Source organism: Parabacteroides faecis, assembly GCF_014647375.1.
Classification (GTDB): Bacteria; Bacteroidota; Bacteroidia; order Bacteroidales; family Tannerellaceae; genus Parabacteroides; species Parabacteroides faecis.
The window spans coordinates 112,486-137,152 of sequence record NZ_BMPB01000003.1; the positions used below are offsets into that span (position 1 = coordinate 112,486).

At 45.8% G+C, this 24,667-nt stretch carries 16 protein-coding genes; 6 read left to right on the plus strand and 10 right to left on the minus strand.

Annotated elements, in window-relative coordinates; translation table 11 throughout:
- Positions 1-10 precede the first annotated feature (10 nt).
- Positions 11-3,412, minus strand: coding sequence for a TonB-dependent receptor (locus IEY67_RS04850; RefSeq protein WP_183669458.1), 3,402 nt, complete (start codon positions 3,410-3,412; stop codon positions 11-13).
- Between the two features lie 160 nt (positions 3,413-3,572).
- Positions 3,573-4,505, minus strand: a complete 933-nt coding sequence (locus tag IEY67_RS04855) for a FecR family protein (protein WP_183669456.1) — start codon at positions 4,503-4,505, stop codon at positions 3,573-3,575.
- A 141-nt stretch (positions 4,506-4,646) separates the two neighbouring features.
- Between IEY67_RS04855 and IEY67_RS04860 the strand changes: the two genes are divergently transcribed.
- Positions 4,647-5,240, plus strand: coding sequence for an RNA polymerase sigma-70 factor (locus IEY67_RS04860; RefSeq protein WP_122352604.1), 594 nt, complete (start codon positions 4,647-4,649; stop codon positions 5,238-5,240).
- A 141-nt stretch (positions 5,241-5,381) separates the two neighbouring features.
- Here IEY67_RS04860 and IEY67_RS04865 read toward each other — a convergent pair whose 3' ends face one another.
- From IEY67_RS04865 to IEY67_RS04885, 5 genes are all read right to left on the minus strand, one after another.
- Positions 5,382-7,862: a hypothetical protein gene (locus tag IEY67_RS04865; protein ID WP_183669999.1), complete on the minus strand. Its 2,481-nt coding sequence runs from the start codon at positions 7,860-7,862 to the stop codon at positions 5,382-5,384.
- 117 nt (positions 7,863-7,979) lie between these two features.
- On the minus strand, positions 7,980-9,680 hold the full coding sequence (locus IEY67_RS04870; RefSeq protein ID WP_122352381.1) for a RagB/SusD family nutrient uptake outer membrane protein: 1,701 nt from the start codon (positions 9,678-9,680) through the stop codon (positions 7,980-7,982).
- A 12-nt stretch (positions 9,681-9,692) separates the two neighbouring features.
- Positions 9,693-13,088, minus strand: a complete 3,396-nt coding sequence (locus IEY67_RS04875; RefSeq protein ID WP_183669454.1) for a TonB-dependent receptor — start codon at positions 13,086-13,088, stop codon at positions 9,693-9,695.
- 169 nt (positions 13,089-13,257) lie between these two features.
- Positions 13,258-14,235 (minus strand): FecR family protein, encoded by a 978-nt coding sequence (locus IEY67_RS04880; RefSeq protein WP_183669452.1) that lies wholly within the window; start codon positions 14,233-14,235, stop codon positions 13,258-13,260.
- 105 nt (positions 14,236-14,340) lie between these two features.
- Positions 14,341-14,883: an RNA polymerase sigma-70 factor gene (locus IEY67_RS04885; RefSeq protein WP_122352378.1), complete on the minus strand. Its 543-nt coding sequence runs from the start codon at positions 14,881-14,883 to the stop codon at positions 14,341-14,343.
- A 151-nt stretch (positions 14,884-15,034) separates the two neighbouring features.
- On the opposite strand from IEY67_RS04885, the gene cysK reads away from it, so the two are divergent.
- The 5 genes from cysK to IEY67_RS04910 all read left to right on the plus strand — a co-directional run bounded on the left by cysK (position 15,035) and on the right by IEY67_RS04910 (position 20,789).
- Positions 15,035-15,982 carry a cysteine synthase A gene (gene cysK, locus IEY67_RS04890; protein ID WP_122352377.1) on the plus strand — a complete coding sequence of 316 codons (948 nt, stop codon included), beginning with the start codon at positions 15,035-15,037 and terminating at the stop codon, positions 15,980-15,982.
- A 337-nt stretch (positions 15,983-16,319) separates the two neighbouring features.
- Complete coding sequence (locus IEY67_RS04895; protein ID WP_122374271.1) at positions 16,320-16,760, plus strand: MarR family winged helix-turn-helix transcriptional regulator; 441 nt, start codon at positions 16,320-16,322, stop codon at positions 16,758-16,760.
- Positions 16,738-18,048, plus strand: coding sequence for a TolC family protein (locus IEY67_RS04900; RefSeq protein ID WP_183669450.1), 1,311 nt, complete (start codon positions 16,738-16,740; stop codon positions 18,046-18,048). The genes IEY67_RS04895 and IEY67_RS04900 overlap by 23 nt, the downstream gene beginning before the upstream one ends.
- Before the next feature lie 18 nt (positions 18,049-18,066).
- The gene (locus IEY67_RS04905; RefSeq protein WP_183669447.1) at positions 18,067-19,137 is read left to right on the plus strand and encodes an HlyD family secretion protein; all 1,071 of its coding nucleotides are present in this window, start codon (positions 18,067-18,069) and stop codon (positions 19,135-19,137) included.
- A gap of 47 nt (positions 19,138-19,184) precedes the next feature.
- A complete protein-coding gene (locus IEY67_RS04910; protein ID WP_183669445.1) occupies positions 19,185-20,789 on the plus strand; it encodes an MFS transporter in 1,605 nt (534 codons plus the stop codon).
- A gap of 32 nt (positions 20,790-20,821) precedes the next feature.
- Here IEY67_RS04910 and IEY67_RS04915 read toward each other — a convergent pair whose 3' ends face one another.
- From IEY67_RS04915 to IEY67_RS04925, 3 genes are all read right to left on the minus strand, one after another.
- Positions 20,822-21,472 (minus strand): LuxR C-terminal-related transcriptional regulator, encoded by a 651-nt coding sequence (locus IEY67_RS04915; RefSeq protein WP_183669444.1) that lies wholly within the window; start codon positions 21,470-21,472, stop codon positions 20,822-20,824.
- Positions 21,472-22,713 carry a PLP-dependent transferase gene (locus tag IEY67_RS04920; protein ID WP_183669442.1) on the minus strand — a complete coding sequence of 414 codons (1,242 nt, stop codon included), beginning with the start codon at positions 22,711-22,713 and terminating at the stop codon, positions 21,472-21,474. Before IEY67_RS04920 ends, IEY67_RS04915 begins: the two co-directional genes overlap by 1 nt.
- Positions 22,714-22,797: 84 nt before the next feature.
- Complete coding sequence (locus IEY67_RS04925) at positions 22,798-24,411, minus strand: carbohydrate-binding domain-containing protein (protein WP_183669439.1); 1,614 nt, start codon at positions 24,409-24,411, stop codon at positions 22,798-22,800.
- Positions 24,412-24,667 lie beyond the last annotated feature (256 nt).

Consider the following 24,667-nt stretch of genomic DNA (forward strand, 5'->3'; position numbering starts at 1 on the left):
TCTTTTTCATTTAAAAATTAACAGATACACCTAACAGCACCGACATCGTAATAGGATAGCCCGTCGTACTTACTTCAGGGTCCCAGCCGCGAGGGTATTTACTCAGGCAGAACAGATCATTGCCGGAGAGATAGAACCGGACAGACTCCATGCTTATCTTCTTCGTCCATACGCCAGGAAGCGTATAACCTACCGTCAGGTTCTTCATTCTCAAATAACGTCCGTTGAACATCCAATAATCTGACATGCTCATATTGGCATCCACGCTATTACGTGTCAGGCGGGGATACTTCACCCCTGCATTTTCCGCAGCCGTATTGTTCGTACTCCAATAATCGCCTTCCAGGATGGAGGGGAATCCGCCCCAGTTCGTATTCAATCCTTCGATCATATTTCTGCTGATACGGGAATTCTGACTGCCTACTCCCTGGAACATCATTGAAAAATCAAAGCCTTTATAGGAAGCCGAGAAATTCACGCCGAACATGTAGCGGGGAAGAGAACCTCCCAACAATACGCGGTCGTATTCAGAAGATATTTTACCATCGGGCACGCCGTCCGGACCGGAAATATCTTTATATTTGATATCGCCAACCGTCACGTTATTATTCAGTTTCGGTGAATTATCCACCTCTTCCTGTGTCTGGAACAATCCGTCGCTGATATAACCATACCATTCGTCGAACTGGCTGCCTTCCATCTTCACCTTCTCTCCCAGAAATTCAGTACCTCCCAGATTACCCATCTTCGAGATGAAATCAGATAAATTGGCCGAAACGGAATATCTGAAATCGCCCACCTGGTCACGCCATCCTATTTCCAGATCATAACCGGTCGTATGCATATTGCCCGTATTCACACTCGGGTTGTCGTATCCGATGAACTTGGGTATTTCGAGGGCCAGCAGCATGTCTTTGGTCTTTTTCTTATAGAAGTCTCCGGAAAAATGTAAACGTCCATCCAGGAAATTAGCGTCCAGACCGATGTCCCATGTCTCTGTCGTTTCCCAGGAGATATTGCGGACAGCATAATATTGCTGGGCGGCACTCAACAGGGAGTTCAGGGAATTTCCGCTATAGAACAAGGCTGAACCAAAATTCAGAGCAGACTGATACGGATAATAATTCTGTACGGTGCTGCTGTTTTTAGTCATCGTGATACGTTCGTTGCCCAACGTACCCCACGAACCTCTTAACTTCAGGAACGAGAGCCAGTTCCAGTTCAGGTTCTTCATAAACTGTTCTTCGCTGACAACCCATCCTGCCGAAAGCGAAGGGAAGTTAGCCCACCGGCTGTCAGGGGCAAAGCGGGACGAACCGTCACGACGGAAATTCACCTGCAACAGATAACGGCTCGCATAACTATATGCTATACGGCCAAAGAAAGAACGATAGGCATATTCTTCGGCGTTGCCTCCATTGTCTCTCAAATTCTCCGGACCAATATCCAGATAAGGGAAATTCATCAGTTCATACTGGTCGCGGGATGCGCTCAGGTTTTCCCAGAATGCGTAATAATCTTCATAACCAATCATGGCGGAAAGATCATGTTGTCCGAATGATTTATTATAATTAGCGAAAAACTGGGTGGTTACATCGTAACTGTCATTCCTGTTCTCGGTCAACTTGGTCGTCGTAAAACCATTCATATATCCCTTTACTGTATTAGGATCGTTGGCATAAGTAAAAGGAACCTGTTTACGGAAACTTTTTACTTTATCGAAGTTATAGGTCGGGGCGATCACGCCAGATATCTTCAGTCCTTCGATCGGAGAGATATCGATAGCCGCCTTACCGCCCAAACGGTTATACCAGGAAGTCTTCAGACCTCCGTCGGTGATCATAGCCAATGTGTTCTCGCCGTCTTTCACATCTCCCCACATCCCGTTGCTCCACCGGGCCGCATAAATAGGCGGAGTAGCACGATATTGCAGGTCCATCGGGTTTCTATGCGGTTCCTCTGACTTGGAGCGTTTGAAATTCACATCTAAATGAGCTTCTATATATTTGTTGATCTTAAAGTCGTTATTGACCCGGATCATGTAACGCTCATAGTTCCGGTTCACATAGATACCGTCTGTTTTATCATACCGGAAAGAGGCTTTTGTCTGGACGACTTTACTACCGCCGGCGATATTGATCGAATGCGTCTGGCGGGGTGCTGAGTTCTTCAGGATCTCATCCTGCCAGTCGGTGATTGGATAGGCATCCGGATCGGTCGCATTGTTTTTTATCCAGTTGTTGACCTGGTCTTCCGAATAGGTCTGATACCAACCTCCTGCATTATTATCGTTATAACGCAGTTCATTGACCATTTCCATAAACCTTTGGGCACCTACATATTCAGGTAGCCGCGTAGGCATCTCCCAGCCATATTCAAAATTATAATTGAGTGACAGATCGTTTTCTTTTGCCCGTTTCGTCGTGATCACAATCACACCTGCCGCAGCCCGCGAACCGTAAATAGAAGCGGAAGCCGCATCCTTCAATACGGACATGCTTTCCACGTCATCCGGATTTACCTGGTTGATATCGCCGGGAACCCCGTCGACAATGACCAACGGACTCGATTCGCCGATAGTTGTCACACCACGTATCTTGATAGATGCCGTAGCTCCCGGAGCACTGTTGTCACGCGTAACCAGAACGCCAGAGGTCGCCCCTTGCAAAGCGGTGGACAACTGCGTTGTCTTCCGTGCAGACAAGGACTCTCCCTTCAGGGTTCCGACAGCTCCCGTCAGGTCTTTCTTTTTCATGGTTCCATATCCGACAACGACTACCTCATCCAATAATTCGGAGTCTTCCTCCAGAGAGATGGTAAAGCTGGATCTGTCTTTCACCTGAATATCTTTTGAGACATACCCTATATAGGAAACGCTCAACACGGCATTCGGGTTAACGGACAAAACAAAATTACCGCTCATATCGGTAATCGTACCGTTCGTTGTTTCCTTTTCTACGACGTTCGCCCCAATGACCGGGTCGCCGTTTGCATCGATCACTTTTCCGCTGATCTTCTTTTGCTGGTTCACATTTTCCGCCAATAACGGCCTATTGGATAACACGATCTGTTTATCGACAATACGGTATTGCACGTTGGTCCCTCCAAACAAGATATCTAATAGTTCATTTATATTCTTATCGTGCACATCTACATTCACTTTCCAGTCAATATCCACAGACTTATCCGTGAACAGGAACGAGAAATCCGTTTCTTTTTCTATCTTGTCCAACACTTGCTCTACAGTAGCATTCTCCAGCTTCAGATTGATAACCGTATTCTGTGAATACAAATTTTCTGCATGTAGCTGGGCGATCATGACAAATAACAAGAACAGACCGATTCTCATAACACGCATTGATTTAGGTATACATCGGGGGATATCCCCATTGGATTGTTTTAGAATTTTCATAACTTTGTACTTGGATTTTTAATTAAACTAATTAGGCCCGATTGGTCTCGGACTTAATTTTTTGATTTGGGGACAGGTATAAGTTGGCGCTTATGCTTGTCCTTTTTTTTACATGGATCTTTTTCTTATATAACCTCCTTTCTTTAATCGGTTTATAGCTTCATTTTAACCAAATATCTATACGCTGACGCGGATAGGTTGAGTCCAGCAACTGTTTTGTTTCCGCTATTTTCCATTTCATCGGAGCAACCAGTTTCAGGTAATCGAGTATCTGGGTTATACTTTCCGTAGAGAACGATGCCCGGCATTTATAATCGATATTCGTTCTCTTATGCATAACTATATCTACATTATAACGGCGTGAGAGCTGTTTCACCACCTCATCCAGCGAAGTGTTCCGGAATATCAGACGTCCGTCTTTCCAGGCCGTCTTTTCATCCACATTGACCGGGCGGATCGATAACTTCTGGTTCGATCTGTCATAATAGGCCAACTCACTCGGTTCCAGCAATACGGATTGCTTATTCATAATGACATCGACCAATCCCGTCTCGAGCGTCGTTTCAATCCACTGTTCATCGCCATAGGCATTTACATTGAACTTCGTCCCGTGTGCCATTATTTTCATATTGTCATTTACAGATACATAAAAAGGGTTCTGTTTATCCGACTGTACTTCAAAATATCCTTCTCCCGACAAATAAACATTTCGCTCATTTCCCGTGAAACGGGACGGATAACGGAGTGAACTACCGGCATTGAGCCATACCTTCGATTTATCCGGCAATTCCATTTTCGTTATAACTCCCGGAGCAGAAACGACCTCCAGGTAAGATACCTCTTTATCATTTTGCATCTGGCCGATATACAAATAAGATAATATCCCCGTCGACAAAATAAAGGGTAATAACAAGACTGCCGCAATCCGTAAGGCACTCCTGACAAGTCTTTGTTTTCGGGAACCGGAGGCTATTCTCCGCTGATTCCTCAGAAAGGCCCTTCCTATATTATAATTCTCATAATCAACAATATCGTCATTGATCGCTTTTGCGAGAAGGAGGTATTCTTTTATATCTTTGTTATCTGGTTCCATTTTATTTCTGTTTATTACTAGACACACCAAAAGGGAAAAGAGGACACCCGAATTCTATTTTTCTTTCAAAAAAGTAAGGTTTATATTTTCTCATTGCTATCTTTGTTTGACAAAAGAAAGAGATTCAACGCATATTTATCCGTGGAAAAAGCTGTAACTGAAAACATAGACTATCTCTTATGGAGTATCTCCAATAACGATGACCAGGTCGCATACCGTTCATTATTCGAACAGTATTACGTTTCGTTATGCCAATTCGCCAGACGATATATCGACGATCAGGAAACGCGGGAGGATATTGTACAGGATGTGTTTTTCACCATCTGGGATAAAAGAAAAACGATCACCCCTTCCGTCTCCGCCAAGAACTTTCTGATAACATGTGTCAAGAACCACAGCCTGAACTACCTGCGTAACCAGGGATACAAACGGGAATATGAAACAGTTATCCAAAAGAACATCCCTATATATTTCGAGAATCAGGATGATCTTTATACATTGCAGGAACTGCAGCACCTGCTGAACAAAACGCTCGAAAAACTTCCTCCCGAATACAGACTGGCTTTCGAGCTGAATCGTTTCGAGAATAAAAACATTGAAGAAATAGCAGAAATAATGGGCGTCTCCACCCGGACTGTAAAAAGATATAAGAGCAAGGCGATAGAAATACTGAAGGAAGAGTTAAAAGATTATTTGCCTTTGTTCATGTTGTTCACTTCTATTTTCGACAAATAGCCGGGAACCGGACTCAATAATTTACTGAGACTGTACTCATGCATTCACTGGCACTGACTCCATACATTCCCTACCGGTAACTCCATACCGGAGTTAACAGCAGGGAATATAAAAGAACAAACTGATTTTTAAATTATACGTTTATTTATACTCCAGCCAGGCCGTAGCTTTCGTATCCGCATCCGTGGAGAAGCGAATCCAACGCCCCTGGAACTCTTCCGGAAATTCATACGCCCATTTTTCTCCAGCCTTCACCTGCTGTAATTTATATTCCATCCAGTCTCCATTTCCTGTCGGGTCTACCTCGATAGAAAACGTCACATCCTTATCAGATTGATGGGATAAAACTAACTGCTTCCTGTCATAGAGGCCGATCAGATAAGGATCGGACGGGATACCGGCCTTTACATCCGTATCTTTCCACGGGCCACCTTTACCTACCGGTTTACCCAGCTGCCACAGATCGTCGATAACTCCGACCCATACGGCAGCCTTACCGTCATCGGAAACGAGAATGTGTTCATTATCTTTTCCTTCTTCCGGCTTTACTCCTGTAAGAATAAGCATTCCGCGATAAGAGGCGTAGTCGTTGATGCGATAGTTATGAGTCGATACCGGGCGTATTTTGGCATAGCCATCCGCATTCTCGGCCGGAAGTTCATAGAACGTTCCCATACAAGAGAACAGGTCACGCTCAGTAGCCACTTCCCGGCAAACACGGAGTTCTCCCCGATTAGTCAACGATGCATAGGCCTCATCACCCAAAGGCAAACGCCATCTGCGTCCTAAATCGTCGACAATTAAAACGGAACTGTTCTCTATTGAAACGACCTGTTGCGGAATGGCAAATTTAGTTCGGATGAAATCAGCAACAACAGGATCGTCCTTACGGACCAGTTCGAGCTTCTCTCCCATTTCATAATAACCGGTTTCCGCAACCCGGCCATTCGTAACGGTATTTGCCAATACTCCCAGGGCACGACGGTTATCTCCCAGACCGTACAATAATCCGCCCGTCAGGTTTGTTTCCGCAGCAGAAGCCAGGCCCTTATACATAGCAGCAGGTTGCGAAGAACGGGTATCGGGTGTGGTATATGAGAAACTTACCGTCGCCAACGTATTCTTATCCGTTTTTACACGGATCCATTCTCCTTTATCTGTAGCGGTAAATAGTACACAGGCCGCTTTACCCGGCTTCACGGTTACAGCCCTTAACCTTTTCCATTCGTTCGTACCTGTTGCATCGACTTCATAGGTAAAGGTCACCGGTTCTTTTCCTTCATTTTTGATCCAACCGGTACGATTCGCCCAACCGGCAAACAGGAAGGGTTCGGAAGCCTCATTCGCTTTGATACTTTCTTTGGCCCAGACAGCCCCTTCAGCCGTAGCCGGACCCAGTTCATCCGGTTTTGTGAAAGAGGTAAACCATAAATTGGAGTTGGATTGTCCCGGTCCTTCTATATTTCCTTTTGCTTTTCGTTTATTCAGAAATTCCTTTTGAGCGGAGTCGTCACAACCAAATACCAACCGGTCATTCCATCGGGTAAAATCACCGATTACTTTGAGATAGGCTGACCGCGGACGGATACCGACACTGTTTTCCGCAGTAAACTGTCCGGGAAAACGCCAGAACAGACCATGCATCGTCATCAGGTAATCCGGATTGGTTTCCGTCCCGACATTGCGGATTCGCGGCCATTCTGTATTCCATCCGTGAGCCCCGTCATAACTATGGCTTGCTTTCGGAAGACGGTAGAACGACCAGCCTTTCTTCGCATCGCGTACTCCCAGTATAACTGATTTATGATCCCAGCCGGTCGCCCATAACGGATCGGTCTCTGGATTCGTATTTCCGTAAATGCCGCCCGGCCCCGTCACTTCCACGAACTGATTCCGGCGAACTGTTTTCCAGTCTTTGCCATCCCATTCCGCCAGGACACCGGCTTCCACGTCAAACTTTTTCAACGCTTCCTGGGTGCCTTCCCCGTTATTGGTAAAGAGCATGACACCCTGGCCGGAATAGAGCCCTTTCCCATGTACTCCGGGTAATAAGGCGTTGATCGGACCGGCATCCGTATCATTCTTTTTCTGTTTCTTGTTATTTCCATCCTGATACAGTTCTTTTACCTCCAGCGTATTGACATCTACTTCATAAAAGCCTTCTTCCATCGTCCCGTAATAGATTTTACCTGCCGGGTCCGTCAGATGACGAGCATTTCCGGTATGGCGTCCCGGCATCGTCTGGTAAGGTATCACACGAACTTTTCCGGTTTTATCAATGGCATACGGACCTATGAATAACTGATCGCTTTCTTTATGTATCATACGGTTCGCCGGGGTTCCCCCTATGCTCTCGTCACGTACGATCTGCCGGAAATCCGGTGTCACTTCATACAATTTGTCGGATGATCCGTTCGGCAAATGAGGTCCATAGGTTATGACCCACAAGCGGTCTGCCCAGGGAACAACTGCCCCGGTTCCACACTCTCCCTCATTGTTATAATATGCCAGACGCGGATAAATGCCGGAAACGGAATCCGGGATTCTTTTGGTTTCTTTCTGCGCTGAACAACTCATCACCGATAGTACAGCCATCAGACCTATCGTACTGTTTAATTTCATCTTCATCTTCTTTTAATTATTTCTGAAAATAATGTTTATACAGAGGCTCTCCGGCCAGGTTTTCATTTGAAAAGCAGAGAAGAGCCTCTGGTATTTAATAGTGCTAACCTATTCTTATCAATATCCCGGATTCTGTTTCAGGTTTTCATTGATCAGAACCTCTTTCGTCGGGATCGGCCAGAGATACTGGCGGTCGTTCCACATACGCTGAGACATCGGGGCTATCAATCCGGCTTTCTCCATAGCGGAAAAGTCAGGGATTCCATCTTCGTCTACCTGTGGAATGCCGGGCCAGAACCACAAACCTTTATTCACCACTTTCTCCTGTAACAGATTAACAGGATACAACATGCCATAATTCGGTCGTGTCAAAGCCTTGCCTGCAATCTTCCATCTGACCAGGTCCATATAACGCAATCCTTCTTTTGCAAACTCCACACGCCGTTCCGTGCGCAGGATCGTCCGTAGTTTCTGCTGGCTGGTCGTAGTTACTGCCGGGTAGGCACTTATATTGGTATAGTCGACACCATACGCTCTTGCACGTACCCGGTTGATCGCATCCAGAACCGATTGATCGATCTGATTCAATTCGATCTTTGCCTCCGCATACATTAACAGAACGTCCGCATAACGGATAATAATCTTATCCGGGGCCACATCCTTCCCGTTTTCCAGCCATGTTTCATCAATTCCTTTTTTCCATAATAATCCGTTGAAAGAAGCGAACTGGGCATTCACACGGGCATCATTGTTCTTTTGCATTTTGCCGGTATTATAGTTCATTACTTCCACGGCATCCGGATGAGGGTTATATTCAAATCCCAGATGCGGAGTTCCAAATTCGACAATAGTAGCCGTACAACGGGGATCACGATTCTTGAACGGATCATGCGGATCGAATAAAGGAGATTCATCGACAGGCAATCCATCCGTACAATCATACGCTGCAAGCAAATCCCATGAAGGGGCGAAAGCTCCCCAGCCTCCGGTATTTCTCGATACCTCATTCATCACCGTCCAGTTACCCAATGTTACTTTATATTCGATAGAACGGGGAAGTAAGAATATGGATTCCTCCGCATTTTTTGTCGAGGTCAGGAAAAGGCCGGCATAATCCGGATACAACTTGTAAATATTCAAATCCATACATTTCTTTGTAGCGTCTGCTACAATATCCCAGTCTCCCATATACAAGGCAAAGCGGGCTTTCAATGCCAATGCAGCCCCTTTTGTGGCACGTTGGGAAGAGACACCTGTATATTTTTCAGGTAATCCCTCGATCGCCTTATCATAATCGGCATAAATCTTCGGTATAATTTCTGATTTCGGAGTACGTCCGAGCTTGAATGCCTCCTCTATATCGACCACTTCCGTCACATAAACGACATCTCCGAAATAAGTGACCAGCCTCGCATAACAGGAAGCCCGCTGGAATAAGGCTTCGGCTTCGTATTGTTTCAGCTTTACCTCCGATATTCCCATACTTGCCGCCTTATCCATATTTGCCAGGATCGTATTTGCCCGGGCAATCGATTTATACTGGTTGGCCCATAAGGTCGTTACGTCGCCACTCTGCCCATTAAAAGTACCTTTTATGATCTCCGAAGGAGTCTCCCGATAAATGAAATTGTCCGTTTTATCTTCATTGTCCAACGGCCAGAAGTCATCGCGGTAGAACCCCTTGACAGACATTTCTATTTCCGTTTCATTGGAATACCAATTTTCACTGGAAGCCTGTGAAAGAGGATTCAGATCCAGGTCATTGCAAGAGTTTAATCCCAAACAACATCCTAATAATATAATCAATGTATGTTTCATCTTTTTATTCTTTTAAAATTTAACGGATAATCCAAACAACACAGATGTAGTGATCGGATAGGAAGAACTGCCCATTTCAGGATCCCATCCTTTCGGATACTTACTTATACAGAACAGGTCGTTCGCTGCAACATAAACACGGGCCCGTTTAATCATCACCTTTTCTGTCCAGGCAGCAGGCAACGTGTATCCCAAAGTCAGATTCTTCAGACGGAAATAACGCCCATTGAACATCCAAAAGTCTGACATGGCATAATTAATAGCGTTATTGGCATACGATAAACGAGGATAAAGAGCCTGTGCATTCTGAGCTTCCGTATTTTTCTCCGACCAATAATAACCATCGATAATAGCCGGAGTATTTCCCCAATTGGACTGAAGAGGTTGTACCATAGCCGGAGACAAACGTGTATTTCTCCGACCGATTCCCTGGAAAGCTACAGAAAAATCAATTCCTTTATACCCCAGGTTCAATGTCCCGCCATACTGGAAACGGGGTAAAGAGCCACCCAACAGAACACGGTCATACTCCGGTGAAATCTTTCCGTCGGGAACACCGTCCGGTCCGGATATGTCTTTATATTTAATGTCTCCCAACTGAACATTATCGTTTAGCTTCGGGCCTTTCAAATCCTCATCCGTCAACATCAGGCCGTCACTCAGGTAACCATACCATTCGTTGAACTCACTGCCTTTGATCTTCACTTGATCACCCAGGAATTCGGTACCGCCCAGATCTCCCATTTTAGAAACAAAGTCTGAGAAGTTAGCCGATATACCATAGGTCAGATCACCGATCCGGTCATTCCATGCCAACTCGAGATCGTAGCCGTTGGTATACATCTTTCCTGTATTTCTCTGAGGGTTATCGAATCCTACATAATCAGGAATTTCCAACGCCAGTAACATATCTTTGGTTTGCTTGTTGTAATAATCGCCGCTAAAGCGCAGACGGTTATTAAAGAAAGTAGCATCCAGACCGACATCGACAGAACGGGTAGTCTCCCAGGAAATATTCTCGACGGCATAAGCCCATTGTGCTGCCGATAACTCCGGCACAACATTTCCATTCTGATAAAACAGCACGTCACTAAAGTTAATAAATGCCTGATACGGATAATAAAGGGCATTTCCGTCCTTATCGGTAATCCGCTCATTTCCCAGAGTACCGTAAGAAGCTCTCAACTTGAGGAAAGATAACCAATCGATGTCCGCATTTTTCATAAAAGCCTCTTCACTCATCACCCAACCGGCGGAGAAAGAAGGAAAAAATCCCCAGCGATAATCGGAATGGAACCGTGAAGATCCGTCGTAGCGGACATTCGCCTGCAACAAATACCTGTTATCAAAATTATAGGCAACCCGTCCGAACCACGAACGATAAGATAATTCCGTAGCACTACCGCTGTTATCACGGAGGTCTAACGGACCGACATTCAGATAAGGGAAGTTTATCAACTCATACTGATCACGGGAAGCTCCCAGGTTTTCCGCAAAAGAGTTATACATTTCATAACCTGCCATCAGGTTCAGATCGTGCTTGCCGAAGGTTTTCATATAATTCGCTATGCCCTGGATGGTCACATTGTAACTGTCATTTCTATCTTCAGACAATTTTGTCGTATTATAACCTTCCATATAACCGCCAACCGTATTCGGGTCGTCAGCCAAAGAATAAGAGACTGCCTTACGGAAATGTTTCTTTTTCTCAAACGTATAATTCGGAGCAATTACACCCGAGATCTTTAAACCGTCGAGCGGAGTAATATTGATTGCAGCACGTCCTCCAAGCTGGTTATACCACTCATCCTTAAAACCTCCCGAATTTACATTTGCGTAAGGGTTGTTGCCATTCTTTCCGTCTGCATATTCCCCATTGGCCCATACAGCCGGATAGATCATAGGAGCCAGACGCATGTTAGCGAAAGGAGAGTAATGGGGCTGGTGATTCTTGGTCCGTTTAAAATTAAAGTCCAACGTTGCCCCCAGATATTTATTTACCGTAAAGTCATTATTGGAACGAATCATAAAGCGTTCGTAATAACGATCGGCATACAGGCCATCCACTTTGTCATAAACGAACGAAGCATTCGATTTTACAGCTTTGGAACCTCCCGCCACGCTGATCGTATGGGTCTGGCGCGGAGCCGATCCTTTCAGGATCATCCCTACCCAATCCGTCATCGGATATTTATCAGGGTTCGTCAGATAATTTTTCTCCCAGTTGTTTATGTCTTCTTCCGAATAGGCCTGGTTCCAACCTCCGGATTTGTTGTCGTTATAACGCAGTTCATTGGTTGTTTCCAGAAAACGTTTGACACCGACATATTCAGGTTGTTTTGTCGGGATCTCCAACCCGTATTCAAAATTGTAATCAATCGACAGGCTCTTTTCCTGGGCACGTTTGGTTGTGATCAAAATAACACCGGCAGCGGCACGTGAACCGTAAATAGAAGCGGATGCAGCATCTTTCAATACCGACATACTTTCTACATCATTCGGGTTCACGTCATTAATACCCCCCGGAACACCATCTATTATCACCAGCGGACTGGTATCACCGATAGTCGTAATACCACGGACCCTGATACTACCGGCAGCAGCTCCCGGTGCACTATTATCGCGGGTCACCATCACTCCGGCAACAGAACCTTGCAAAGCCGTCGATAACTGTGTGGTTTTACGAGATGCCAGGTCATCACCTTTCACGGCAGCAACCGCTCCCGTCAAATCCCTCTTTTTCATTGTACCATACCCAACGACAACAACCTCATCCAACATTTCCGAATCTTCTTTCAAAGTAACGGTTACCGTATTTTTACCGGCTACGGATATTTCATTTGTCACATATCCTATATAAGTAATCACTAATGTTGCGTCAGACGCAACATGAAGGGAGAAGCTCCCTTCGGCATTGGTAATGGTACCATTGGTCGTTCCTTTCTCCACGACATTCGCACCGATAACCGGCAGTCCTTCTTCGTCGTAAATGACACCGGAAACCGACTTTGTATTTTGCTGGTCCACAAGAGCATTCAAACGCCCCCCGGCAGCCACTTTGATCAGCACCTGGCGATCTATGATCTGATACTCATATCCGGTATTCCTGAAAACTTGTGCAAGCACCTCTTCCAAAGAAACATCTTTCGCTTTTACGCTCACTTTCCTGTTTACATTTACATGGTTATCATTGAAAAAGAATGTAAACTCACTGTTTTTTTCAATCTCTTTCAGAATCTCAATTATACTACTGTTCTGTTTGTTTATTGAGACTTTGTAATCCTGCGCGTAGGTAGAAGCAGAAATACAACAGGCTACAGCCAGTGAAAATAAAACTGTGATCCTCATAATACGAATTGTTTTTCTGAATAACGGGACACAACAATCCCTGTCATTGTTTTTTTTCATAACTTTGTATTGTTTTTGATAAATAATGAATGCAAGTCATCGGCTTGGACTCCTTAAGACATGCATTTGGTCTAAAACATTCTGATTGGAAGGTACTTGCAGGTATCTTCCAATTTTTTAGGTTAACTGTTTATCCATCCATACGTATTTGTTTTAAGTTATTAATTATTTACTTGAGAATCAATTGATAATTCCCGTTACTTGTTTCCTTGTACTTTAACGGGGATGAGGCTCCCATCATAAAAAGAATTCTTTCAAGAGATTCATCCCTGATCTTAAATGTAAACCGGTATTTATCAGCCAGATCCTGCTGGCACATGATCTTACGCCCATACCATTGTTCCAGACGGGGAATGATCATCGATAACTTTTCATTCTCGAAACTCAGTATCCGTTGCTTTCGCCAGGCTGTATATTTATCCGCATCGACATCCTGCACGGAGGCTGAATTATCTCGTTTGTCAAATACTATTTTCTCATCCGGCGACAGAAGGTATCCGCCATTCTTATTATTCAGAGAGCCGTTGCAATTCACCCTTATCTTTCCATTCAACAGAATGGCCTCCGACTTATTCTCTATACCATAACTAAAAACCTCAAATGCAGTGCCCAGAGCTTCTATATCCATATCAGCAGTATGAACAACAAACGGCTTATGAGGATTCTTATAAACATCGAAGAATGCCTGTCCATCCAGGCTGACTTCCCGCTTTCCGGAAGAAAACTCCGACGGGTAGGTCAATTTACTGCCCGGACCCAACTGGACCTCCGTTCCATCCGGCAATGACACCGATTGCATATTCTGAATACCCGAACTGACAATATACATCGGAGGATCATTCCTCTTTTCCAGGAAAAGGTAAGTCATTCCCCCCAACGCCAGTAACAGCAGTATGGAGGCGACGGCACTATAGATTTTATAGAACTGCGTTTTCCCCGGTCTGTTACCCTCTATCCGCCTGCGTATGTACTGCCATATATGCACCCCGTCCGTCCGGTCGAAGGCTGCCGCATCCGGGGCATTTTCCCATTGATCGCCCATCCGTTCCTTTATAGCCACCCGATCGTTCAGGGCAGCTACTTCTTCCTCTGCCAATGCATCCTGCATCAGTTTCTTCAGTATATATTTCTTATCATTCTGATTCATTTCTTCTATGTGCTTTATAATAAATACACCTAACCCGAGCGTGTCCCCCTATCCGGCCATAGATTTTTTTCGATTTTCTGAAATAAAAGAGAAGAGATAACCTATTTACAGGAAAAGAGCAAGCATCGATATATTCTTTCTCAAATACTTTAAAGCTTCACTGATCTGATTTTCTACAGTTTTTTCTGAAATATGCAATAGTTCGGCTATTTCCTTATAACTCTTATTTTCTTTCCGGCTCAGGTTAAATATTTCGCGACGACGCGGAGGGAGTTCATTGATCAGCAGATCGATATAGTCACTCAGGTTCTTAGCCTCTATCTCTTCTTCTATATCATACGAACTTTCCATAGCCGAGATAACGGTCATTTTATAGAAGTCTTCGTTCAGGCTCTTACGGTGTTGGTTAAAGATCAGGTTACGGGTTATAATAAATAATAGTCCTTTGAAATTATCTTCCTGGCGCATAAAGTCACGCGATTCCCAGATTTTGATAAAAACTTCCTGTACGACCTCCTCTGCCGCATCCTTACCGGTCAGATAAAGCCGACTGAAGTTGTATACTTGCCTCCAGTACTTTTTATACAAAGCAGTAAAAGCATCTTTATCACTTTGTTTTAACAATAATATGAGTTCATTATCCTCCATCTCGTTCGTCCAGAATACTGCAAATATAAGAGAATTATTTTATTGTTAATAAATAAAAACAAAATATACCCTGTTTATGGTATATATCATAATCAATCCGATACCTATCTTTGTTGCATAGATAAGAAACAATTTAAAAACATAAAAGAATATGGGAAAAGTAGCAAAATCATTGACAGACCTGGTCGGTAACACACCGTTACTGGAGTTCTCGAATTTCAATGCAAGCAAGGGAGTAAAAGCGAAACTGATCGGCAAACTGGAGTATTTCAATCCGGCAGGAAGTGTGAAAGACCGCATTGCTCTGGCAATGATCGAAGACGCAGAAAAGAAAGGACTGCTGAAACCGGGAGCGACCATCATCGAACCGACAAGCGGAAATACCGGAGTCGGACTGGCTTTCGTTTCGGCTGCCAAAGGATATAAATTAGTCCTGACGATGCCTGAAACGATGAGTATAGAACGTCGTAACCTGTTAAAAGCACTTGGAGCCCACCTAGTATTAACTCCCGGAGCCGACGGCATGAAGGGAGCCATCGCCAAAGCCGAATCATTACGTGACGAAACACCCGGTTCCATCATCCTGCAACAATTCGAAAATCCGGCTAATCCGGCCAAACATGTGGAAACGACTGCCCAGGAGATCTGGCGTGATACGGACGGCAAAGTCGATATTTTCGTGGCAGGTGTCGGCACAGGTGGAACAGTCAGCGGTGTCGGAGAAGGTTTGAAAGCACATAATCCGGATATAAAGATCGTAGCGGTAGAGCCGAGCGACTCCCCCGTCCTCTCGGGAGGAAAACCGGGACCGCATAAGATACAAGGTATCGGAGCCGGCTTCATCCCTAAAACATATAACGGCAAGTTTGTCGATGAGATCATTCAGGTTGAAAACGACGATGCTATCCGGACCAGCCGTGAACTGGCACAGACAGAAGGTTTGCTTGTCGGCATCTCTTCTGGTGCAGCAGTGTATGCGGCATTGAAACTGGCAGAACTGCCTGAGAATGCCGGAAAGACAATCGTCGCCTTACTGCCGGATACAGGGGAACGGTATCTTTCTACGGTACTGTACGCGTTTGAAGAGTATCCGTTGTAAGTGAAGAGTATTCATTGTAAGTGAATATCAGAAATGAACTGTACCATTATAAAAGAGGCTTAGCTGTTACAGGTTCATTTGCCGTCAGTTTTAACTGACGGTTTGCAGATAGTTTATCTCTTTTGGCTTTAGCCACATTTCTCTTTAATGGGGATATATTTTAAAATGGGACTAAAGTCCAAAGAAATAGCCATTTACAAATCCGTCAGTTAAAACTGACGGCAAATGAACCTGTAACAAGCAAGCCTTGCTTGTTATCTCTTCCCCAACAAATAATAGTCAAATATTAAACTAATATCAAAGAAATTCCTATCTTTGCATCCCAAAAACAGCAAGTATGACGGATAGTGAATTAGCGCACGAACTTAATTTATTGATATTAAAGACCCGGATGACATTCCGGCAAACGATTCAACGATTACTTAAAAAAAACAATGTCGATATGACCTTCGAGATGCTTCAGGTCATGCATTGCCTATGGAAAGAACAGGGTGTCAGCCAACAAACGCTGGCGGAAAAAACGGCGAAGGACAAGGCATGCCTCACCAACCTGATCAACAACCTGGAGAAAAAAGAATGGGTCGTACGCCGGGAAGACACCAACGACCGGCGTAACAAACTCATATTTCTTACACCGGAAGGAGAAAAAGTGGCTGAAAAGATAAAGTCACTCCTGAAAGATATGTACACACAGATAGGCAACCAAATGAATACCCGCCACATGGAAGCCTGCATGAAGCATCTGAATAAATTGAATGAGATATTTGATCAGATATAGTTTATTAATGTTACTGTTTATTTGTAAGCCTGTTGCGACTTATTCCCAACAGGCTTACTCGCTTTCTCTCGACGAGTTATTCCGTCTGGGGACAGAGAACAGTTTGCGCCTGCAAGCCTCCCGCATGGAGGAAGTCATCGCGGACGACAAGGAAAAGACGGCAAAGACCTCACGCCTACCCGGTATCAGTATCGGTGCGACGACCGGATATATCGGACAGTCTACCGTCTTCCGCAAAGGATTGGCGCAGCCCGTGCATCCCGACCTGCCCGACTGGTCGCACAATTATAATGTAGAGGTGACCCAACCCGTCTACCACGGAGGGAAAATCCATTATAACATCAAGCGGGCTTCCCTGGAAAAAGAGATTGCCACACTGAACTCGACCAACAGCGAGGCAGAGATCAAACTCCTTTTGTTGCGCCGGTATATGGACCTTTTCAGCCTTTATAAACAAAGAGACGTATTCGCCCGCAACGTGGAAGAATCCACACGCCGGCTGGACGATATCCGCAGGTTGAAGAAGGAAGGCGTCGTCACCCGTAACGATGAGTTGCGCAGCGAACTGCAACTGACCAACGACCAGCTAGCCTGCCGTGAAGCTGACGACGATATTTCCATTGTTTCGCAACAGCTCGACGTCCTGCTCGGACTGGACGAGTCGTTACTTCTGCAACCCGATACGACACTGCTTTATACAGCTGTTTCGCTGGAAGACTACGAGATATACGTCCTGCAGGCTTACAGCAACTATCCGGAGTTGCAAATCGCCCGCTATAACACGAAACTGGCGGAAAACGACATTCGCCTGTCGCAAGCAGATTATCTGCCTTCCCTTTCCATCCGGGCCGCCAATACACTGTCACGCCCGTTGAGCACTACGATGGAAGATATGTTTTCCAATAACTGGAATATAGCGTTAAGCCTGTCTTACAACCTGTCTTCCCTCTATCAGAACAAGCATAAAATGCACGAGGCCAAACAATACGTCCACCTCCGGAAAAACAGGGAAGACCAGATACGGCAGGATATCCGTATCAATGTCAGAAGTGCCTGGATCAGGCATCACGAAGCACTCGACCGTGTACAGGCACTCCTGTTATCGGTCAGGCAGGCCGAAGAGAACTATCGCATCGTGCGGAACCGTTATCTGAACCAGTTATCCATCCTGACCGATCTGCTCGATGCCAGCAGTGTCAGGCTCGAAGCCGAACTGCAACTGACGAATGCCCGTACCGAGGCCGTTTACAGCTACTACGAACTGATGCGTTCGTGCGGCAATTTATAACCGATAAAACAATTCTGTATGTCAGCATTACATAAGAAAAGAAAACAATTACTACGGTTGAAGATCAGGAACATCACGCTCAACACGATCTGTATCCTGCTTGCCTTCGGCGGAATATCGTGGACTGTGAACTATTTCTGGAAATACGTAAACTACGAGATCACCAACGATGCCGTAGTCGACCAGTATATCATCCCCGTCAATATCCGTGTACCGGGATACATCAGAGAAGTCCGTTTCACCGAACATCAGCAAGTCAAGGCAGGCGACACGCTTCTTATCCTCGACGACCGTGAATACCGCATCAAACTAAAAGATGCTGCGGCGGCCCTTCTGGATGCACATGCGTCTAAAGACATCTTAAGCTCCGGCATCGAAACCTCTCAGGTGAATATCGGTATCCAGGAAGCGAATATCGCGGAGACGAAAGCCCGTTTGTGGCAACTCGAACAGGATTATCAACGGTATGCCAACCTACTGGCGGAAGAATCCGTCTCACAACAGCAATATGAACAGGTCAAAGCAAACTACGAAGCTATGAAAGCCCGTTACGATGCTTTGTTGCGCCAAAAGAATGCCGCCCAGTCCCAATACACGGAAACGAGCAAAAAGAGCGGCAGTGTCGAAGCCACGATCCTTCGCAAGGAGGCTGACCTGGAGATGGCGCAACTGAACCTCTCCTATACAGTTGTCACCGCCCCTTTCGACGGATACATGGGACGGCGTACACTGGAAACCGGGCAACTGGTGCAGGCAGGGCAAACCCTCAGCTATCTCGTCCGCGGCAACGACAAATGGATCACCGCCAATTACAAAGAGACACAAATCAGCCACATCTACATCGGGCAGCAGGTCCGTATCAAGGTGGATGCCATCGACAACCGTATCTTCCACGGCACGGTAACGGCTATCTCCGAGGCGACAGGATCGAAATATTCGCTGGTCCCGACCGATAATTCGGCCGGTAATTTTGTCAAGATACAGCAACGTATCCCCGTGCGGATCGACCTCACAGATGTTTCGCCCGAAGATATGAATCTGCTCCGTGCCGGAATGATGGTGGAGACGGAAGCATTGAAGAAAGAGTGAAAGATACGTATTACACGGATTTTCTTATTTAAAGCAAATAGAAGCATATGGCTCAACAGGTTTTACTGAATGTCCCGATACGCCCCTGGGTTCCCCGGTGGCTGGGGATCGTCACGGCCTTCGTCGTCATGCTGCCGATCATCCTCATCAACGGAGCTTATACGGGGAATATCACCGAAGTTTCGGGAACGCTCGGCGTATTGAGCGAGGATATCAGTATGGCCTACTATGCGACATCGGCAGGCATGGCGGTCTCCTACCCGCTTATCCCCAAGGTCCGCCCGGTGGTAACGACCAAGACGATCCTGTTGATCGACCTGCTTTTGCAGGTTATATTAAGCTTTATTTGTGCGCAGGTGAACCAGATGGATATCATCATTGTCTGTAGTTTCTTTATCGGTTTCCTGAAAGGGTTTGCCATGCTGGAAATCATCCTGATGATCCGCCCGCTTTTCAGTCCGCAGAATGTCCGCAGCGAGTTTTATGCCTATTTCTACCCTATCGTCTTTTCGGCGGGGCAGATATCGATGGCAATCACGGCACAGCTCGCCTACTACTATCAATGGCAGTATATGTATTATTTCGTTATCCTGCTGTTGCTGGTCGCCATCTCTTTTATCCTGATGTTTTTCCGGTATGCGAAGCGCCCCGTTCATTTTCCTTTTAAGGAGATAGACTGGAAAAGCATCCTGATCATAGCCTCTATCCTGCTCTTCACGATCTGGTCGGCCACATACGGCAAAACGCTCGACTGGTTCTCGTCCGCCAAGATCACCCTGTACGTATTGTCATTGCCGGTATTGGTCTGGTTGTTCGTTTCACGGCAAAAGACACAAAAGAATCCTTATATCCGGCTGGAAATACTGAATAGCAGCAAAGCACTGATCGGTTATTTCTTTATGATGCTGGTCATGTTCTTTTCGGCTACGAGTTCGCTGGTCACAAGCTATATGAATAACATCATACGGGTCGACAGCGTGCATGCCAACTTTCTGAACCTCTGGATGCTACCGGGCTTTATCGGCGGGGCGGTAGTTTGCTTCTGGTGGTTCCGCTGGCAGCGGTGGCGTTTCCGTATACTGATAGCCTCGGGAATGGCGTGTTATGTGGTTTATCTTGCTATCCTTTATTTCGGAATCACGCCGGACGGGACGTATGAAATGTTGTATCTTCCGATGTTCCTCCGGGGTATGGGGATGATGATCCTGTTTATCGCTTTTGGGGTGTATGCGGTGGAGGATATGAATCCGAAGTTGATGATATATAATGCTTTCTTCCTGATCAGTTGCCGTTCGGTGATAGCTCCTGCCCTGTCGTCGGCATTCTTTAACAATATACTTTACCGCCTGCAATTACGGGGTATGACAACCCTTTCGGAAAATATGGACCTGCAAAACCCACTGGCGGCACAGCAATATAATCAGTCTCTCAACAATGCGCTGGCACAGGGGCATAATATGACCGATGCCACCCTGCTTGCAACAAATAGCTTGTATGCGACGCTGCAATCGCAAAGTTTACTGCTTGCGCTGAAAACGATTATCGGTTATGTGTTGATATTCGCCATCGTAATAATGGTTATTTCTCGCTTTACTCCTTTCCATAAGACACTAAAAGTGGAGATTGTGAAGACGGGAGATGATATGGTGTAATGTGTTACTTTTCTCTGGATGGAAAAGTAGATTCAAATATAATATTCCGTCGTATCGACAATTCCGGCACGCAACGCATACTTGGTTGCTTCATGCACATTGTTGACTTCCAGTTTTCGGAAGATATTCTTTCGGTGGGTGGTGATGGTATGGATGCTGGAGAAACGTTCGGAAGCTATCTCTTTGGTCGTTTTTCCCAAAGCGATGGACTTTAATATCTCTTTTTCCGTGGAGGTCAGTACCGGGTGCTCTTTCGGTTCACGAACAGAGTTCTTATTCGAAAGCAGGTGATGGATTCGCTGGCAGATAAAACGCCGGGAATGCAAAGCCGATCGTAAGGCTTCCTGTATCTCATCCGATGAAGCATCTTTCAGGACAATACCGAATGCCTCGCTGCTGAAAAGGATGCGGCGGATAAAATCTTCACTCAGCTCGTCACTGAAAAGTATCCAGGATACCTGCTTGAAACGTTCCTGCACGATCAGTAGTTCGTCGGCACTCGCCAAATCGAAAAGCGTATAATCGAGCAGGACTACAGCCTGCGGATATTGTTGCAGAAGTTGGAGTAGTTCACGTTTACCGGCAACCTCGGTTACAAGCGAGAAGTCCGGCATCTTATCAGTCAGATATAAGATGCCGGCTTTCGTGATATCCTGATTATCGGCTATGATCAATGTTCGCATCAGCTGGTTACGGATAAGGCTTGTTCAATATCATTGTACAGATCATCGACCGGTTCAAGGCCGACCGACAGGCGGACCGTCTGCTGACTGATATCCATATCCCGACGCTGCTCCTCCGTGAAACTGCCGTAGATGGTACTGGCAGGATGGATAGCCAATGTCTTGTTATCAAACAGATTCGTAGCCCTGCGAATCAACTTCAGGCGATTCATAAAGGCAAAACAGGCTTCGCGGGCAGGCAGGTCGAACGTCAGCATCGCTCCGGGATAACGACCGAACTGGGAAGTGCTCAGTTGGTAATACGGATTATCTTCCAGCCCGGTATAATTGACGGACACGATGCCATGCAGGCTTTGCAAACGTTTTGCCAACTCCAGGCAGGTGAAAGCCTGCCGTTCAAAACGGAGCTGCATAGTTTCCAGGCCCAATGTCTGCATATAAGCGACCTGCGGCGTCATATAGGCTCCCAGATTCCGGTGGATCTCTTTACGCAGGCGGGCTGTGAATGCACGTTCGCCATATTGTTCATACCAATGTTTCAGGATGAATGAACGGCTCCAGTCGAACGTTCCGTTGTCGAGGATCAGCCCTCCTACACTCGTTGCACCTCCGGAAATATATTTGGTACTGGATACGATCTCGATGTCTATCCCGAAATCCTTTCCGTGGAAAACCGTGAAAGGGACGATCGTCGTATCTGCGATCAAGGGAACTTTGGCCTCTCTGGCGATAGACGACAATAGCTTTAAATCGACCACTTCCAATTGAGGATTGGTGATCACTTCCACAAATACAGCGCAGGTATTGTAATCGACATTTGCACGAACCTCATCCGGATTTGTCAGGTCACAGAAACGTGCTTCGACTCCGAATGCGGCCAATGTCGTTTTCATCAGCGAATAGGTATTACCGAAGAGATGGGGAGAAGTCACGATATTCGCCCCGGAGAAGCCGATCGCCATCAAGGTATTGCAGATGGCAGCCATTCCGGAGTTGAGCGCAGTCACACTCATCGCTCCGGTGATAGCCTGTATGCGATCTTCAAAATATTGCACGGTCGGATTCGTTATCCGCGAATAAGCATGGTCGGTCGTGCGGCCGCAGAAAGCGGCTTCCATGGCTTCGGCGGAATCAAATTCGTAGGCCGCTGTGTGATAGACCGGCATAGACAACGCGTTGTAGGCATCCGGCCTTTCGTAAGGAGTATGAAGCAAACGGGCTTCAATGCTATTTTCTTTCATTTTGTACTATCCTTGAGTAATTTTCTTTTTGCCGGTACAAATGTATGATTCATTTACATTCGGAGTATACAAAATGAGATTTTTTTACCATCCTCCCGGTCTTCCGCCACCGCCGATATTCCCTCCGCCGCCCGGTCCGCCGGAGTAAGAACCGACAGTCGTGACTATCGAACTAACGGTAAAGGTGGCGGCCTGTGTACCGCCGGAATAGGTCGATCCGGTATATAAGCCGTAAAAATCAGAGCCACCCGTAGCCGTTCCTCCGGTATAGATGGTATAGCCCGAACCGGATGTAAGGGCAGGACTACTGAATAATAATGTCATTTGCTGGAGCGTACGCGGTATCTTGAAAGTCAGGATATCGGCACCATCATCCGAGCTTATATGGAATAATGTATTTTGAGTACCGCTTCCACCGTAGATCAGGGAAGATTGAGTGCATGCGTTAGTGGTCGGTGTACTGGTGCCTCCTCCTACTCCGATGATTGTTCCGCCGGTGATCTTAAATGTATTCTGGTCACAGTCAAAGCCATCTTCCGGCGAAGAAGTACCGATGGAGACGACAGTGCCTCCGGTAATCGTCAGCGTACCGTTAGAATCGATGCCATCGTTTGCGGTACTGTAACAATAAATCTCTCCGCCGTTAATGACAATGGAAGTGGCCGCATTGATACAGTCATCGTAAGCCTCGACGATGATATAGCCGTCGTTAATGACCAGTTCGCGCTTGCTCTCGATACCTTCCGCTTCCGAACGGGAGGTTTTTACCGTTATATTTCCTCCGTTGATAGTCAGGTTGCCCAGGCTTTTTATTCCTTTGGCGGAAGTGCCCGTTGTCGTTATACGGATCGTTCCTCCGTTGATATCCATGTAGGGATTAATAGATGAATCGGAGCCTTCGTAGGAGGTGGTGATTCCTTCATCACCGCTGACGATCGTAATATCGCCGTCCTGGATAAGGATATAGCCTTCTTCACATTCTATGGCGTCGGTTGCCGCATGGATCGTCAGGGTTCCTCCGTCTATTATGACGGCATCGTTCGTGTGGATACCGTCGGAGACTTTACTGGTAAGCATGAAATTTCCTTCATAAATACGAACATAGTCGTCACTGCAAATGGCATGCTTGTTATTACCGTTGACCGTCAGCGAGCCGTTACCGTTGAAAATCAGCTGGCCTTCACTGAAAAAGGCTGCTTTCTGGTCTTCGCTGCCATTTGTTGCATAGGAGGAACCATCCGTCAATATATTCTGCGTGTTATCATTCAGCTGGACAAATACCCGTTTATGTGATTGGATATTAACAGCCGGACCGGAAGGGTTGGTGATGGATACACCATCCAGTGTCAGCTTGAATTTATAGTCGCTGTAAATCTTTACCATTCCGTTGGTCGTCGAACCGGAGAGAACATATTCCATTTCTTCGGCTGTCGAAACGATCGTCACTTGTCCGTCACTAATCTGAACAGATACGCCGTTGTCCGACATCGGGTTGGAGACTGTGACCGTGTTATCAAAAGAAACCGTGACCGTACTGGAAAAAGAAGAGTTATCTACCTGATCATTCTCATCGTCCGGGACAGCCTTTGTTTCCTCACCGGAAGAAATGTCGTCTGCACTGCATGCCGGTAAAGACGGTACCAGTATGAACAGGGAAACAGCAAACAGATAGCTCTTTACAATGGTATATTTTATCATATCCTTTTGTTTTTTGATCTCCAAAAATAGCGTTCCCTCCTATCTTCTAAAAAAAGAATCTGTAAACGGGATGTTTTTATCAATGAAATAAATCTTATACCGCATTATTTCATTTAGTATCAGATTATCGATAACCTCACAAAAGTAAGTACAACTGAAAAGTGACTACCGGATAGGAGCAGATAGGGATGGTTAGTGCTGGATAAAGACAGTTAGTCTTTATTGGAAAAAGAGCTGACAACTGCTGTCGAAACAT

Bases quoted from the DNA above. Each gene is read 5' to 3' on its own strand.
- IEY67_RS04905 (WP_183669447.1), top strand. From the start codon at position 18,067: ATGTCAGCATTACATAAGAAAAGAAAACAATTACTACGGTTGAAGATC.
- IEY67_RS04870 (WP_122352381.1), bottom strand. From the start codon at position 9,680: ATGAAACATACATTGATTATATTATTAGGATGTTGTTTGGGATTAAAC.
- IEY67_RS04855 (WP_183669456.1), bottom strand. From the start codon at position 4,505: ATGGAACCAGATAACAAAGATATAAAAGAATACCTCCTTCTCGCAAAA.
- IEY67_RS04885 (WP_122352378.1), bottom strand. From the start codon at position 14,883: ATGGAGGATAATGAACTCATATTATTGTTAAAACAAAGTGATAAAGAT.
- IEY67_RS04920 (WP_183669442.1), bottom strand. From the start codon at position 22,713: ATGAAAGAAAATAGCATTGAAGCCCGTTTGCTTCATACTCCTTACGAA.
- IEY67_RS04875 (WP_183669454.1), bottom strand. From the start codon at position 13,088: ATGAAAAAAAACAATGACAGGGATTGTTGTGTCCCGTTATTCAGAAAA.
- IEY67_RS04915 (WP_183669444.1), bottom strand. From the start codon at position 21,472: ATGCGAACATTGATCATAGCCGATAATCAGGATATCACGAAAGCCGGC.
- IEY67_RS04850 (WP_183669458.1), bottom strand. From the start codon at position 3,412: ATGAAAATTCTAAAACAATCCAATGGGGATATCCCCCGATGTATACCT.
- IEY67_RS04910 (WP_183669445.1), top strand. From the start codon at position 19,185: ATGGCTCAACAGGTTTTACTGAATGTCCCGATACGCCCCTGGGTTCCC.
- IEY67_RS04900 (WP_183669450.1), top strand. From the start codon at position 16,738: ATGAGATATTTGATCAGATATAGTTTATTAATGTTACTGTTTATTTGT.
- IEY67_RS04865 (WP_183669999.1), bottom strand. From the start codon at position 7,862: ATGAAATTAAACAGTACGATAGGTCTGATGGCTGTACTATCGGTGATG.
- IEY67_RS04880 (WP_183669452.1), bottom strand. From the start codon at position 14,235: ATGAATCAGAATGATAAGAAATATATACTGAAGAAACTGATGCAGGAT.
- IEY67_RS04925 (WP_183669439.1), bottom strand. From the start codon at position 24,411: ATGATAAAATATACCATTGTAAAGAGCTATCTGTTTGCTGTTTCCCTG.
- IEY67_RS04895 (WP_122374271.1), top strand. From the start codon at position 16,320: ATGACGGATAGTGAATTAGCGCACGAACTTAATTTATTGATATTAAAG.
- cysK (WP_122352377.1), top strand. From the start codon at position 15,035: ATGGGAAAAGTAGCAAAATCATTGACAGACCTGGTCGGTAACACACCG.